The organism is Nocardioides hwasunensis, from assembly GCF_014779665.1.
Taxonomy (GTDB): Bacteria; Actinomycetota; Actinomycetes; order Propionibacteriales; family Nocardioidaceae; genus Nocardioides; species Nocardioides hwasunensis.
In genome coordinates this window covers 141,187-154,867 of sequence record NZ_JACXYY010000008.1, presented here as the reverse complement: position 1 = coordinate 154,867, position 13,681 = coordinate 141,187, and the positions used below count along the sequence as shown (strand labels likewise).

The 13,681-nt window shown below is 70.9% G+C and carries 11 protein-coding genes; 6 read left to right on the top strand and 5 right to left on the bottom strand.

Annotated features, from left to right (window positions below; translation table 11 throughout):
- The first annotated feature begins 61 nt into the window (after positions 1-61).
- Positions 62-1,498, top strand: coding sequence for a lipopolysaccharide biosynthesis protein (locus IEZ25_RS18645; RefSeq protein ID WP_191200972.1), 1,437 nt, complete (start codon positions 62-64; stop codon positions 1,496-1,498).
- The gene (locus IEZ25_RS22375; RefSeq protein ID WP_191200971.1) at positions 1,495-2,673 is read left to right on the top strand and encodes a glycosyltransferase; all 1,179 of its coding nucleotides are present in this window, start codon (positions 1,495-1,497) and stop codon (positions 2,671-2,673) included. Before IEZ25_RS18645 ends, IEZ25_RS22375 begins: the two co-directional genes overlap by 4 nt.
- Before the next feature lie 110 nt (positions 2,674-2,783).
- Here IEZ25_RS22375 and IEZ25_RS18635 read toward each other — a convergent pair whose 3' ends face one another.
- Positions 2,784-4,241: an O-antigen ligase family protein gene (locus IEZ25_RS18635; protein WP_191200970.1), complete on the bottom strand. Its 1,458-nt coding sequence runs from the start codon at positions 4,239-4,241 to the stop codon at positions 2,784-2,786.
- A gap of 248 nt (positions 4,242-4,489) precedes the next feature.
- Between IEZ25_RS18635 and IEZ25_RS18630 the strand changes: the two genes are divergently transcribed.
- From IEZ25_RS18630 to IEZ25_RS18615, 4 genes are all read left to right on the top strand, one after another.
- Positions 4,490-6,394, top strand: a complete 1,905-nt coding sequence (locus IEZ25_RS18630) for an anthranilate synthase family protein (protein WP_191200969.1) — start codon at positions 4,490-4,492, stop codon at positions 6,392-6,394.
- An 80-nt stretch (positions 6,395-6,474) separates the two neighbouring features.
- On the top strand, positions 6,475-8,190 hold the full coding sequence (locus IEZ25_RS18625) for a sulfatase-like hydrolase/transferase (RefSeq protein WP_191200968.1): 1,716 nt from the start codon (positions 6,475-6,477) through the stop codon (positions 8,188-8,190).
- Positions 8,191-8,211: 21 nt separating this feature from the next.
- Positions 8,212-8,772 carry an anthranilate synthase component II gene (locus tag IEZ25_RS18620; RefSeq protein WP_191200967.1) on the top strand — a complete coding sequence of 187 codons (561 nt, stop codon included), beginning with the start codon at positions 8,212-8,214 and terminating at the stop codon, positions 8,770-8,772.
- Positions 8,769-10,061: an anthranilate synthase component I family protein gene (locus tag IEZ25_RS18615; protein WP_191200966.1), complete on the top strand. Its 1,293-nt coding sequence runs from the start codon at positions 8,769-8,771 to the stop codon at positions 10,059-10,061. The genes IEZ25_RS18620 and IEZ25_RS18615 overlap by 4 nt, the downstream gene beginning before the upstream one ends.
- Positions 10,062-10,092: 31 nt before the next feature.
- Here IEZ25_RS18615 and IEZ25_RS18610 read toward each other — a convergent pair whose 3' ends face one another.
- From IEZ25_RS18610 to IEZ25_RS18595, 4 genes are all read right to left on the bottom strand, one after another.
- A complete protein-coding gene (locus IEZ25_RS18610; RefSeq protein WP_191200965.1) occupies positions 10,093-11,505 on the bottom strand; it encodes a sensor histidine kinase in 1,413 nt (470 codons plus the stop codon).
- Positions 11,502-12,206: a response regulator transcription factor gene (locus tag IEZ25_RS18605; RefSeq protein ID WP_191200964.1), complete on the bottom strand. Its 705-nt coding sequence runs from the start codon at positions 12,204-12,206 to the stop codon at positions 11,502-11,504. The genes IEZ25_RS18610 and IEZ25_RS18605 overlap by 4 nt, the downstream gene beginning before the upstream one ends.
- Before the next feature lie 96 nt (positions 12,207-12,302).
- Complete coding sequence (locus IEZ25_RS18600) at positions 12,303-13,166, bottom strand: fructosamine kinase family protein (protein WP_191200963.1); 864 nt, start codon at positions 13,164-13,166, stop codon at positions 12,303-12,305.
- Complete coding sequence (locus IEZ25_RS18595; protein WP_191200962.1) at positions 13,166-13,681, bottom strand: low molecular weight protein-tyrosine-phosphatase; 516 nt, start codon at positions 13,679-13,681, stop codon at positions 13,166-13,168. The genes IEZ25_RS18600 and IEZ25_RS18595 overlap by 1 nt, the downstream gene beginning before the upstream one ends.

Sequence of the window (13,681 nt, the reverse complement as noted above, 5' to 3'; positions counted from 1 at the left end):
CTGGTGGCATGTTCGATGGGCCGAGGCCCAGGCCGAGGCCGAGGCCGAGGACGCGACGACCGTGAGTGACGCGAGCCGACGTCTCGTTGGTCGCGGCTCGATCTACATGATCGGGAGCGCCGCGCCCATGTTGACCGGTCTACTGGTCACTCCGCTGCTCACCCGATCAGTGGACGTGTCCGAGTACGGCTCCATCTCTGTCGCCATCGTGGTCATGCAGTGGAGCATTGCCTTGCTCGGTCTCGGCCTTCCCGTAGCCATCACCAGGCACGCCCTCACGGAGTCCTCGGGCCCTGACGGGGCCCGGAGCATCGCCGTCATCGCATCGTCGCTCGTTCTCGCGGCGGCGAGCGCCATCGCAGGGCTGGCCCTGCTGGTCGACCGGATCGGCGGTGTCGGTTTGCCGGTTTCGATCCTTCTGGCGTTCGTGGCGGCCGGTGCCGGCTCCGGTACAGCGATGGCGATGGCGTGGGCGCTGGCCGAGGAGCGCAGCTGGTTCTATGTCGTGCTCGCGGTGGGCCTCTCCTTGATGGGGCCCGCGGTCGGGCTGGTGTGTGTCAGCCTCGTCGACGCGCGCGGAGCCACCGCGTACTTCTTGGGTGTGGTGGCCACGAACTGTGTCTTGCTCGCTGCCGGCATGGGCCGCGTGGCGTCCACCGGCCGGGTCACGTTCGACCTCGGAGCGATGCGCAAGGCACTCAAGGTCGGACTACCGATGGTGCCGCACCTGTTCGCCACCGGAAGCCTGAACGGAATCGCCGTCATCGTTGCCGGGGCTGTCATCGGGCATGCGGCTGGTGGGCGAGCTCAGGTCGCCGTCTACCTCGGCACGGTCGCCCTGGTGCTCACGAGTGCCATTGGGTACGCCTGGCTCCCAGTTCTGGCCCAGGTGGCGCCGGATGCCCGTGGCGAGCAGCTGGCTGAGACGTCGAAGGCAGTGGCGTGGCTCGCCGGTCTCACCGCCGGCGGCGTCGCCACGCTCTCACCCTGGCTGCTGATGCTGCTCGTGCCCCCGAGGTACGACATCGCAACCATGGTCCCGGTGACGGCGATCGCATGCATGTCCGCTGCTTTGGCGGCGGTCTACCTGGCGCATCAACAAGTCGTGGTCATCAGCGGGCGGACCACGCGGCTGGCGCTCATCAGCCCGGCGTCGATGCTGATCGGGGCCCTCGTCTCGTGGGCGGCAGCCAGCGTCTACGGACTCGTAGGGGTGGCGGTCGGGCTGCCTGTCGTCTACCTGTTGCTGTGGCGGTTGACCCGTCGCCTCGCGAGAGAGGTGTCAACACTCCGCTGGGCCGAGCGTGGCGCGTCGGTCGCGGTCGTCTTCGCCACCGGGGTCTGTCTGACGGCGGCGTTGCTACCGACGTCCGGTGACTTCGCCGTCGCGATGCGGGCGAGTCTGGCAGCGGTTCTCGTCGTCCTGGGCTTGATGCGCCTCCGCACGATCTTCACCAAGGCCGGAACGCCGTCCGTCGCCCCAGGAGCGTCGTCGTGAAAGTCTGTGTCCTTGCTACCCACTATGTTCCCGCGCACAAGGCTGGAGGGCCCGTGCCGGGGATCGTGGGCGTCGTCGAGACCATGCGTGACCACGACGTGCACGTCTTGACAGCGGACCGGGACCTCGGAGACACGAAGCCCTTCCCGTTGCCTTATCGCGGCACGACGGCCGTCGACGGAGTCGCGGTGACCTACCTGCGTCCGCTGAGCGCTTCGTCGCTGTGGCAGTGGGGGCGTGCGTGGCGCACCGTGCGGCGCTCCGACGTCGTGTACTTCAACTCGGTGATGTCGTTGGGGTTCACGATCGTTCCTCTCCTGCTCCTGTGGGTGACCCGCTACCGCGGTCGGGTCGCCATCAGCCCTCGCGGCGAGCTGGCCGGCTCCGCCCTTCGTCTGGGGGGCTCCACACAGAAGCAGACGTGGCTCCGGATGATGGGTCGTCTCGGACTGCACGCTCACCTGGGCCGGTCTCGAGTTCTCTGGGTGGCCAGCAGTGTCGGCGAATGTTCGGACGTCCTCGCGATCTTTGATGACGCCGAGGTCGTGACGCTGCCCGAGCGACTCCGGTCACGTCACGAGGTACAGCGCACATCCGCCTCCCTGGTGAACGGCCTCCGAGTGGTTGCCGTCGGGCGACTGGCACCGGTAAAGGGTCACGACGACCTGCTTCGAGCGCTGACCAAGGTGCAGAGACCGGTCGAGGTCCAGATCGTCGGAGTGGAGGAGGACCCCACCCATGCTGCCGAGCTCCATCGACTGGCTGCCGGTGCACCGGGACACGTCCGGGTGACGTTCACCGGACCGCAGCACCCCGAGGAGGTCGACCGCAGCTTGGCCGCAGCGCACCTGTTCGTCCTGCTCACTCACGGCGAGAACTTCGGGCATGCGATCGGTGAGGCGTTGCGGGCCGGGTGCCCGGTGCTGATCAGCGATCAGACTCCGTGGTCAGGGGTAGCCGAGGCTGGCGCGGGCATCGTGCTGAACGTCGCTGAGCGACGCGACCCGGTGGCTGTCGCCCGGGCGGTGGACTCCTTCGCCGGCCTCTCCGACGCGGAGTGGCAGTCGTGGTCGGAGAAGGCCGGTGCCTTCATGATGGGCTCCGAACCGACTCCGACGCTGCTCGACGCGCTCCGAGCCGAGCCGGAACCGTTCGAGGATGGACATCCGGACTAGAGCCCAACCCTGGGCGCGACCCCCGCGGCTCCATCAACGGGTGTCCCTGGTGTCCGGCGCCGCGCGCCTCCGCACGCCAGCCAGCCGGGCCGTTCACGCCTGGCGGACCCTCATGTGGCGCTTGGACCGCGCCCCTCGCGAAGTGCTGCAACGACCGGCTCCGAGTCCGATCGCGACACCCCGACCTCGCTCGTGCCCAGTCGAGAGCGATCGAGTCCGACGGCGAACAGGCCCCAGTACATCAGTCCAATGACCAAGACGGAATCAATCAGAGGTTCGAAGAACGAGTACGCGAGAAGCAGCGCGACTCCCAGCGACACGGCTCTGGCCCGTCGACTGCCCCGCACGGCGCGTGCCATGGATATCGGCACGCGCAAGAGGAGTGCCCACAGCGCCACCGCCCCGAAGACGCCGAAAGCGATCACGGGGTCGAAGATGATGCTGTGTGACGTCGAGTAGCCGTAGCCGTAGTAGAACACCACGGGGCGCCCCGTGCCCAAGAGCCAGTGATCGTGCGCAACAGCAGTGGCACGAGGCCCGAAGCGTGCCCGCAGGGACTGATCGTCCGGTCGGACGTCGATGTCCGGATTGCCCGGGTCGACGCTCGCGGGGTCCGTGGGAACGTCGACACCGGGCCCGCCCGCGACGGGGGGGAGTGCCCTCCACTCGGCGTCACTCGGCGGGTCGTCGCCGGCACTCGCGACCTCCTGCCCCGTGACGGCAGACATGACGTTCAAGGTGCGCTGGATGTCCTTCGACGTCGCTGGCGAGACGACGAGGATGGCCCCCATGATCAGCCCGCACGTCACCGCCGACAGGCCGATGTTCGAAAGACGGGTACGCCAGCGTCGGTCATCGACAAGGAGGAAGATGGCGGTCAGCTCGATGAGCAAGGCGAGGCCGCCGAATCGCGAACCGCTGAGCGCGACGAAGGCGACGACGATCGCCATCTGGCCCAAGGTCAACAGCAGCAGCATCCGGGAGGACCGACTGATGCCATACCAGATGAGCACGGGCATCACGAGCAGCGCGAAGCCTACGTACACGTTCACGTTGCCCATGGGTGCGGAGAACCGGAGGGTCGTCCCCTCGAAGACCACGCGGAACAAGGCCGTCGCCTCTGCGACCAGCAGAAGGCCGTGGATCGCCAGTACCAGATGGTGCGTCGTGAACCACCGCAGGCGGATGGTGAAGTAGAACGCGATACCCAGCGTCATGTACTCCAGCGACGTCGTGGAAAGAGTGAGCAGGTCTTGAGTGAGCGCGCGCAAGGCCGTGACGACGATGACGGTGGCTGCGAAGAGCAGCACTCCCCAGATGAGGTACAGATCATCAGGAGCGAAGCGAACGTCGCGACGGCGGAAGAACGACACCACCAGCCAAACGGTGATGATGACAAGAGGAATCTCGGCAAGCGGAAGCGACTTCCCGCCACCGAGCGAGAACGGGTTCGGGACCGTGACGACGATCTGGGTCGACACCAGAAGTGCCGTGAGGAGAACGACCGCTCGCGCATCGTGGTCAGTCAGGATGGCCCGAAGCGAGCTCCGCCGGAGAGACAGCGTCATCAGCGATTCTTCGGGGCCTGGAGGCGCGGAAGTGCGGTCAGCTTCGCTGGCGTGGAGACGGTCGACAGGGACAGGAGTTCCACCGGAGGCGTTGCGGTGCCAACGCGGTACGACACGACTTCGAGCATTGAACGAGCCTAAACCACGCAGGTACGCACAGTGGATCCAGCGAACTGGGCCACGGCGCTCGAGTGGCTGCGTTGCGGACAGCACCCGGCTGCGGATGGGCTGAGCCGTAGGGTCCTCCCATGACCGCCACCACGTCCGGCCCGTCTCCCGTGGCCGACCTCCTGGAGCAGATCCAGGGGCACGGCGCGTGGGCGGTCATCCGGCGCAAGGCCTCGCCGACCGCGGGGCTCATCGGCGGCACTCCGCACGAGGTCGAGAGCCTGCTCGACATCCCGCTCGAGTCCGGCGCCCCCGAGCCCGGGCGCAGCGCCGACCGGCTGGTGGCCGTGCCGTTCCGGCAGGTCCGCGAGCGTGGATTCGCCGCGATCGACGACGGCACTCCGCTGACAGTGGTCGACATCGAGGCCGAGCACGAGGTGTCGGTCGACGACCTGCTCGCCGCGCTCCCCGACGTACCCGTCGAGCTCGCCGACCGGGGTGGCTTCGCGACGAGCGACGACGACTACGGCCAGGTCGTCGAGGCGATCATCCGCGACGAGATCGGCCAGGGCGAGGGCGCCAACCTCGTCATCGGTCGCCACTACCGCGCGGTCCTCGCCGACTGGGACGCCACCAAGGCGCTCACCGTCCTGCGACGGCTGCTGGAGCGCGAGCGCGGTGCCTACTGGACCTTCTGCTTCTTCACCGGCGAGCGCTTCCTCATCGGCGCCAGCCCGGAGCGACACGTGTCGGTGCGCCAGGGCGACGTCCGGATGAATCCGATCTCGGGGACTTTCCGCGTGGCCGGCCATGGCGACGCCCTGAAGGACCGGCTCGTCGAGTTCCTCGCCGACGAGAAGGAGATCTTCGAGCTCTTCATGGTCGTCGACGAGGAGCTCAAGATGATGTGCGACATCTGCCACGAGGGCGGCCAGGTCCTCGGGCCGTTCCTCAAGCCGATGACCCACCTCATCCACACCGAGTACCTCCTCGCCGGCCGCTCCGATCGCGACCACCGCGAGATCCTGCGCGGCACGATGTACGCCGCCACGGTGACCGGCGCGCCGGTCGAGAACGCCTGCCGGCTGATCGCCGACTACGAGCCCGAGGGCCGCGGCTACTACGGCGCCGCGCTCGCCCTCTTCGGCCGCTCGCCCGACGGCACCCCGACGATGGACAGTCCGATCCTGATCCGCACCGCCGACGTCTCGGTCGACGGCGAGCTCAAGGTGACCGCGGGTGCGACGCTGGTGCGCGACTCCGACGCCGCCTACGAGGTCGCCGAGACGCGGGCCAAGGCCGGCGGCATCCTCAGCGCCTTCGGCCTGGCGCCGGCGGCGACCTCCGACGGCACCGACATCGCCGACCTCGCGCGCGACGAGGACGTCGTCCTGGCCCTGGGCACGCGCAACCAGCGGCTCTCGCGCTTCTGGCTGACCGACCAGGCCGGCGAGCCCGCCGACCCGGGGCTCGCGGGCAAGAGCGTGGTGATCCTCCACGGCGAGGACGACTTCGTGAACATGCTCGTCCACGTGCTCGGCGTCTTCGGGATGACCGCGCGCGTGGTGCGTCACGAGGACTACGCGACGGGTGCCTTCGACGGCGCCGACCTGGTCATCGTCGGCCCCGGTCCGGGCGACCCGCGCGAGGGCGACCACCCTAAGATCGCAGCGTTCCGCGGGGCCATCGACGACCTGCTCGGCACGGGGCAGCCGTTCCTCGCGGTGTGCCTGGGCCACCAGACGCTCTGCCAGCGGCTCGGTCTCGAGCTCGGCTACAAGGATGTCGTCTTCCAGGGCACGCAGTCGCCCGTCCGGCTCGCGGGCCGCACCGAGCGGGTCGGGTTCTACAACACGTTCGTCGGCCGGGTGCCGGCCGGCGCGACGCTGCCCGACGGCGTGAGCGTCGAGGCCGACGAGGCCACCGGCGACATCCACGCGATCACCGGCCCGCACTACCGAGGCATCCAGTTCCACGCCGAGTCGATCCTCACCGAGAACGGCTGGGACCTCCTCCACACCGCGGTCCGCGACCTGCTCGCCTGACGATCAGACCGGCGTGTGACGCAACCGATCGGGAGCGGGAAGCGTCATCCTGGTTGACCAGCGGGACTGACGGGGGACAGGTGCACCACTTCACGAGGGCATGGGCGGGCGTGTGCCTGCTCGCGCTCATGGCCGGCGTGGCTGCGTGCGGCGGGCCGTCCGGCTCGACCAGCGGGTCGACCCCGCCCCATGACGTACGTCCTCCGCGGACGACGAGCAGCGCATCCGCCCTCGGCGACAGCGCGCCGGCGGCGACCCGGGACCAGCAGCCCAACATCGTCGTGGTCATGCTCGACGACTTCTCGATGGACCTGGTCCAGACGATGCGGTCGCTCCAGCGGATGCGCAGGACGGGCGCGAGCTATCCGCACTCCTTCGTCACCGACTCGCTGTGCTGCGTCTCGCGCTCGAGCTTCTTCACCGGGCAGTACCCCCACCAGACCGGCGTGCGCACCAACACCTCCAACAAGGGCACCTCCGGGCTCGGCGGCTGGCCGGCCTACGACACCAACGGCAACCCCGAGCGCGCCTTCAACGTCCGGCTGCAGCAGGCGGGCTACACGACCGGCTTCGTGGGCAAGTTCCTCAACGAGTACGAGTGGGTGCCCGGCCGCGCGCTGCCGCCCGTCGTGCCGGGCTGGACGACCTTCAACGCGGTCTTCGGCTCGGCCTACGACGGCTGGGACTTCGCCAGCACCTCGGTGGTCGACCAGCGGCTGCAGGTGCAGCAGCACCCGGCACCCCCGGCGAGCGCGAGCGACGCGGCGAAGGACAAGGCGTACGCCGGCGCCGTGATCGGCGACAAGGCGATGAACTTCCTGAGCGCGGGCGAGGCGTCGGACGCGCCCTACTTCCTCGAGGTCGCGCTCTACGCGCCGCACAACCGCACCCAGCCCGAGGGCCACTACCCGGGCGACCCGCTCTTCCCGCCGATGTTCCGCGACCGCACCGGCGATCGCAGCTGCGGTCGGGTCGCCTGCCGCAAGCTGACCGTGGACGACCTGCCGGGCTTCGGCGACGCCCGGCGTGACAACCGGCCGCGGCTGGCCAACGGCAGGCCGGGGCGCGCGTGGAACACCGTCCGCACGCTGCCCGCGCCGGTGGCGGTGCGCGACCTCCGCGACCGCGCGCGGATGGCGCAGTCCGCCGACCGGCTGCTCGCGCGGATCCTGCGCTCGGTCGGCCCGCACACCTACGTCGTGCTCACCTCCGACAACGGCTTCCACCTCGGCCAGCTGGGCATGGGTCGCGGCAAAGGGACGCCGTACGACACCGACGTGCGGGTGCCGCTGCTGGTCACCGGCCCGGGTGTCGTGCCCGGCTCGCGCAGGGAGGTCACCAGCAACATCGACCTCGCGCCCACCTTCGAGGAGCTCGCCGGGCTGCCGGCCGCCCCCTACCGCAGCGGACTCTCGCTGGTGCCGACGCTGGCGGACCCGAAGGCGGTCCGGCAGAGCTACGCCTTCCTCGAGCACACCCAGCAGACGTTGACCGGAGGCGACCCCGACGCGGCGTTCACCGGCGCCGAGCTCGACCGGATCCCGTCCTACGTCGCGGTGCGCGGTCGGACCTCGCTCCTGGCTCGCTTCGACCTCGACCCGCGGCCCGACCAGGTGCAGTGGGGCTACGAGTACTACCACTACAAGCGCAACCGGTTCGAGAAGAAGAACAACGTCGCGAACCCGAAGCGTCGCGCCGACGTCGACCTGCTGATGGCGAAGCTCGCGGCGTTCGACGCGTGCCGGGAGTCGGGCGACCAGCCGGTCTCCGACGCGTGCCGCGCCGTGCGGCAGTGATCTGGCCCTAGTGTTCGGCGGGTGCACCCGGACGTGATCGTGGTCGACCACCACGACTCCTACACCTGGAACCTCGTGCACCTCGTCGCGAGCGTCACCGGGGTGCTGCCGCGCGTCGTGCAGCACGACGAGGTGACGGCCGCCGACGTGCTCGCCCACTCGCACGTCGTGCTGTCGCCGGGACCGGGCCACCCGGCCGTCGCGGCGGACTTCTCGGTGGGGCGCGACGTGCTCCTCGCCGGGACCCGCCCCGTGCTGGGCGTCTGCCTGGGGATGCAGGGGCTGGTGACGGCGTACGGCGGGACGGTCGCGCGGCTGCGTCCGGCGCACGGCGAGGTCGCCGCGATCCGGCACGACGACGCCGGGGTGCTCGCCGGGCTGCCGCAGGGCTTCGCGGCGGTGCGCTACCACTCGCTCGGGGTCGTCGACCTGCCCGCGTCGCTGGTCGCCACCGCGTGGTCGGAGGACGGCGTGGTGATGGGCGTACGCCACCGCACGTTGCCGCTGGAGGGCGTGCAGTTCCACCCCGAGTCGATCCTCTCGACGCACGGCGGGGCCATCGTCGGAAGCTTCCTCTCGTGAGCGACGACCCGCTGTCCTTCTTCACGTCGGTGGCCGCCGAGCACCCGCGGTGCTTCTGGCTCGACGGCGGCGGCGCGCGCGAGTGGTCCGGGCGGCGCTCGATCATCGGCTGGCTCGGCGCCGACGACCCGTCCCTGACATGGTCCGCCGCCCGGCGCGAGGTGCGCCTCCACGCCGACGGCACCTTCACGGTGGTCGGCGACGACGTCTTCGCCGTCCTCGAGGAGCGCCTGGCCGCCGGCGAGCAGTGGTTCGGCTACCTCGGCTACGCCTCCCGCCCCGACCTCCCCGCCACCCCCGACCCCACGCTGCCCGACGCGGTCTGGATGCGGCCGTCCGAGGTGCGGGTGTTCGAGCACGCTCCTCCGTCCCTAGAACCCCCGCATCTGCGGGGGAACCCAGACATCGAGGGGCGTGCACACCCCCCGAGGTTCGAGACAGCCCGGGGAGGTCCCATTCCGGAGGAGTACGCCGCCGCCTTCGCGCGCGTCCAGGAGCACCTGCACGCGGGCAACTCCTACGAGGTGAACCTCACCCACCGCCTGGTGCGCGAGTCCGACCTCGACCCGGTGTCGGCGTACCTCCGGCTGCGCGAGCTCAACCCCGCGCCGTACTCCGGCTTCCTCCAGCACGACGTCGACGGGGCGCGGGCCTGGCTGCTGTCGAGCTCGCCGGAGCGGTACGCCCTCGTGACCGCGGACCGCCACCTCGAGACCAAGCCGATCAAGGGCACCACGCCGCGCGGCACGACGCCGGAGGAGGACGAGGCGCATCGCGAGCGGCTCGCGAGCGACCCGAAGACCCGCGCGGAGAACCTGATGATCGTCGACCTGCTCCGCAACGACCTCTCGCTGGTGTGCGAGGTCGGGTCGGTCGAGGTGCCCGCGCTCATGCAGGTCGAGTCCTACGAGTCGGTGCACCAGCTCGTCTCGACGGTCCGCGGCCGCCTCCGCGACGACGTCACGACGATCGGGGCGCTGCGGGCGCTGTTCCCCGCGGGGTCGATGACCGGAGCGCCGAAGCTGCGCACGATGGAGATCGTCGAGGAGGCCGAGGCGACGCCGAGAGGGGCGTACGCCGGTGCGTTCGGCTGGATCAGCGGCGACGGCCCGGCCGACCTCGGGGTCGTCATCCGCTCCCTGATGACCGACGGCAGCGGACGCTGGACGCTCGGCACCGGGGGCGGGATCACGGTGAAGTCCGATGTCGCCGAGGAGTGGGCGGAGTCGGAGTGGAAGGCCGAGCGGCTGCTGCGGGTCTTCGACTCCGTACGCGAGTCTCCCGGTTAGTGCCTGAGATCTGGTGTGACAAGCGGGGCGGTCACCGGATATCCGGTGACTCCAGATCACCAGCCGCCGGCGTCCCGGGCAGCCACAAGGCGAAACGCGCGCCGCCCGAGGGCGCGTCGTCGACCTTCACCTGACCGCCGTGGCGATCGACGACACGGCGCACGATCGCCAGGCCGAGGCCGGAGCCGGGCATCGCGCGTGACTCCTCGGCGCGGTAGAACCGCTCGAAGACGTGCGGGCGGTCGGCGTCGGCGACGCCGTGGCCCTGGTCGTCGACGGTGAGCACGCCCTGCGTGAGCCGCACCGTCACGGTGCCGTCGGTGGGGCTCCACTTGGCAGCGTTGTCGAGCAGGTTGGTCACCGCGCGCTCGAGGCCGTTGGCGTCGCCGACCATCCGCCACGGCTCGAGTTGCACGTCGAACGCGATCCCCTGCGCGCGCCGGCGTACGCGGGTCGTCGCCCGCTCGACCACGTCGGCCAGGTCGACCTCGGCGACGACGCCGGTGGTCGGCTCGTCACGGGCGAGCTCGACGAGGTCGCCGACGAGCGCGCTGAGCTCCTCGATCTGGGCACGGACGTCGTCGAGCAGCTCGAGCCGCGCCTCGGTCGGGAAGTTGTCGTTGCCCTCGGCCTGGCGCAGGAGGTCGAGGTTGGTGCGCAGCGAGGTGAGCGGCGTACGCAGCTCGTGGCTCGCGTCGGCCACCAGCCGGCGCTGCCGGTCGCGGGAGGCGCCGAGTGCCAGCAGCATCTGGTTGAAGGCGGTCGCCAGCCGGGCGACCTCGTCGTCGCCTTCGACGCGCAGCGGGGTGAGGTCCTCGGTGACGGCGATGCGCTCCACCGAGGAGGTGAGGCGGCGCACGGGTCTGAGGCCGTTGCGGGCGACGAGCCAGCCCGCCATCAGCGCGGCCAGCACGCCCAGCGCGCCGAAGACGAAGAGCACGCCGCCGAGCTTGCCGAGGGTCCGGTCGTTCGAGGTCAGGGGTTGCGCGAGGATCAGGGCCTGGCCCTTGCCGGCCTCCACAGTCGCGACGCGGTAGCGCTCGCCCTCCTCGGTGACGAGCGTGCGCACGGCGGACTCCCGCTGGCCGGTCACGACGTCGTACTCCGGGCGGCCGAGGGTGAAGTCCGGGATGTCGGCGCCCGACATGCCCTGACCGTTGGCGCTGATGTAGATGATCCGGACGTCGGCGGCGCCGAGCACCCAGGGCGGGACGCCCTGGGCGGTGATCTCCGAGAGCGTCGTGTTGGCGGTCGCGCGGTGCGCGCGGTTGAGCAGCGACTGGTCGAGCGAGCTCATCAGCTGGTGGCGCATCACGACGAAGGCGGTGAAGGCCATCACCGCGATCGAGAGCCCCAGCGCGACCGTGGTGAGCACCGCGACGCGCGAGGCGAGCGACCTGCGGTAGTGCCAGCGCCCGTCGGGCCAGACGGCGGCCGGCCTCATGATTCCTTCAGGACGTAACCGACGCCTCGCACCGTCTGGATCAGTCGGGGCTCGCCCTCGGCCTCGGTCTTGCGGCGCAGGTAGCCGACGTAGACCTCGAGCGAGTTGGCGCTCGTCGGGAAGTCGTAGCCCCACACCTCCTCGAGGATGAACGACCGGTCGAGCACCCGCCGCGGCCGGCGCAGGAACATCTCGAGCAGCGTGAACTCGGTGCGGGTGAGCTCGATCGAGCGGCTCCCGCGTGAGACGTCGCGGCTGCCGACGTCCATCGACAGGTCGTGGAACGTGAGCACCTCGCCGTCGGCCTCGGGGTCGGGAACCACGCGGCGCAGCAGCGCGCGCAGCCGCGCCAGCAGCTCCTCGAGCGCGAACGGCTTGGTGAGGTAGTCGTCCGCACCGGCGTCGAGCCCCTCGACCCGGTCGCCGACCGCGTCGCGCGCGGTGAGGACCAGGATCGGTACGTCGTTGCCCGCCGCACGCAGCGCCCGGGTCGTCTCGATGCCGTCGAGGCGCGGCATCATCACGTCGATCACCACCACGTCGGGGTGCTGCGACCCGACCGCGACGAGCCCCTCGGCGCCGTCGGCGGCCAGGTGGACCTCGTAGCCGTTGAACTCCAGCGACCGGCGCAGCGAGTCACGCACGGCCCGATCGTCGTCGACGACCAGCACGCGGGGCTTGGAGTCGGTCGGGGCGTTCACGGGCCCAGGATGCCACCGCGTCCTGAGCGCAGGCTGAAAAGTCGGGTGCTCGCCCTCGCGGGCGGAGCGACACGTCCGGCACTCGACCGGGTCGGGTCAGGCGTAGCGCGCCGCGATCGCGCCGGCGCGGGCGCCGTAGCCACCGCCGAACATGCAGGCGTGCACGAGCAGCGGGAACAGCTGGTGGATCCCCAGCCGGTCCTCCCAGCCGTCGGCGAGCGGGTGCGCCTCGTCGTAGGCCGCCATCACCCGGGGCAGGTGCGTGAGCCCGAAGAGGTGGAGCATCGCCAGGTCGACCTCGCGGTGGCCGCCGTAGGCCGCCGGATCGATGACGTGGATCGCGAGGTCCTGGCCCCAGAGGCAGTTGCCGTTCCACAGGTCGCCGTGGAGGCGGGCGGGCGGCTCGTCGGGGAGCAGCTCGGTGAGCCGGCCGACGACCGCCTCGACCGCGGCCGCCTCGTCGTCGGTCACGGCCCCCCGGTCGCGCCCGAGCTTGAGGTAGGGCAGGAGCCGGCGGACCGCGTAGAACTCCGGCCAGGAACCGGCCGTCTTGTTGGGCAGCGGCAGCCGGCCGATGAAGCCGTCGTGGTCGCGGCCCCAGTCGTCGGCGCCTGCCCGGTGGGTGGTCGCCAGCTGTTGCCCGAAGGTGACGGCCGCCTCGACCGGGGTCTTGGCACTCTGCTCGACCCAGCCGAGGATCACGCAGTCGCTCGCGGCGGCCAGCACGTCGGGCAGCGGCACGCCGCCGTCGACCTCGGCGAGCCAGCGCAGCCCGGCGGCCTCGGCCTCGAAGAAGCCCTCGGGTGCGTGCGGCAGGGTCTTCATCAGCGCGGTCTGCCCGCTGGACAGGCGCAACCGGGTGGCGGTCGCGATGTCGCCGCCCGCCACGGGCGAGGTCGCCACCACCGACGCGTCGAGGAGCTCCTCGGCGCGCCTGGCCACCAGTGGCTGGCGAGCCATCAGCCGGGTCCCCGGAGGGCGTCGTCCAGCGCGGTGGCGATCGCCTCGCTCGTCCGCTCGACCATCTCCAGCACCTCCTCGAACCCGTCGTCACCACCGTAGTACGGGTCCGGTACCTCGGCGCCAGGATCGACCGGATCGAAGTCGCGGAACAGGCCGATGCGGTCGGTCCGCCCGCCCACGTCGGCCAGGTTGGCCTCGTCCATCACGAGGACCAGGTCGTACGCCGCGGGCCACGAGTCGTCGTACTGCCGCGCGCGGTGCCGGGTCGCGTCGTAGCCGGCCGCGGTGAGCGTGGCGGCCGCGCGACGGTCCATCGGGCCGCCGACGTGCCAGCCGCCGGTCCCCGACGAGGCGACCTCGACCCGGTCGTCGAGCCCGGCGTCGACGAGGCGCGACTCGAGGACGACGTGGGCGGTGGGCGAGCGGCAGATGTTGCCGAGGCAGACGAGGGCGATGCGGTAGCGACCGGACTTCCGCGGCGGCGGCAGCGCGGCCGGGGAGGGGGCCGGCAC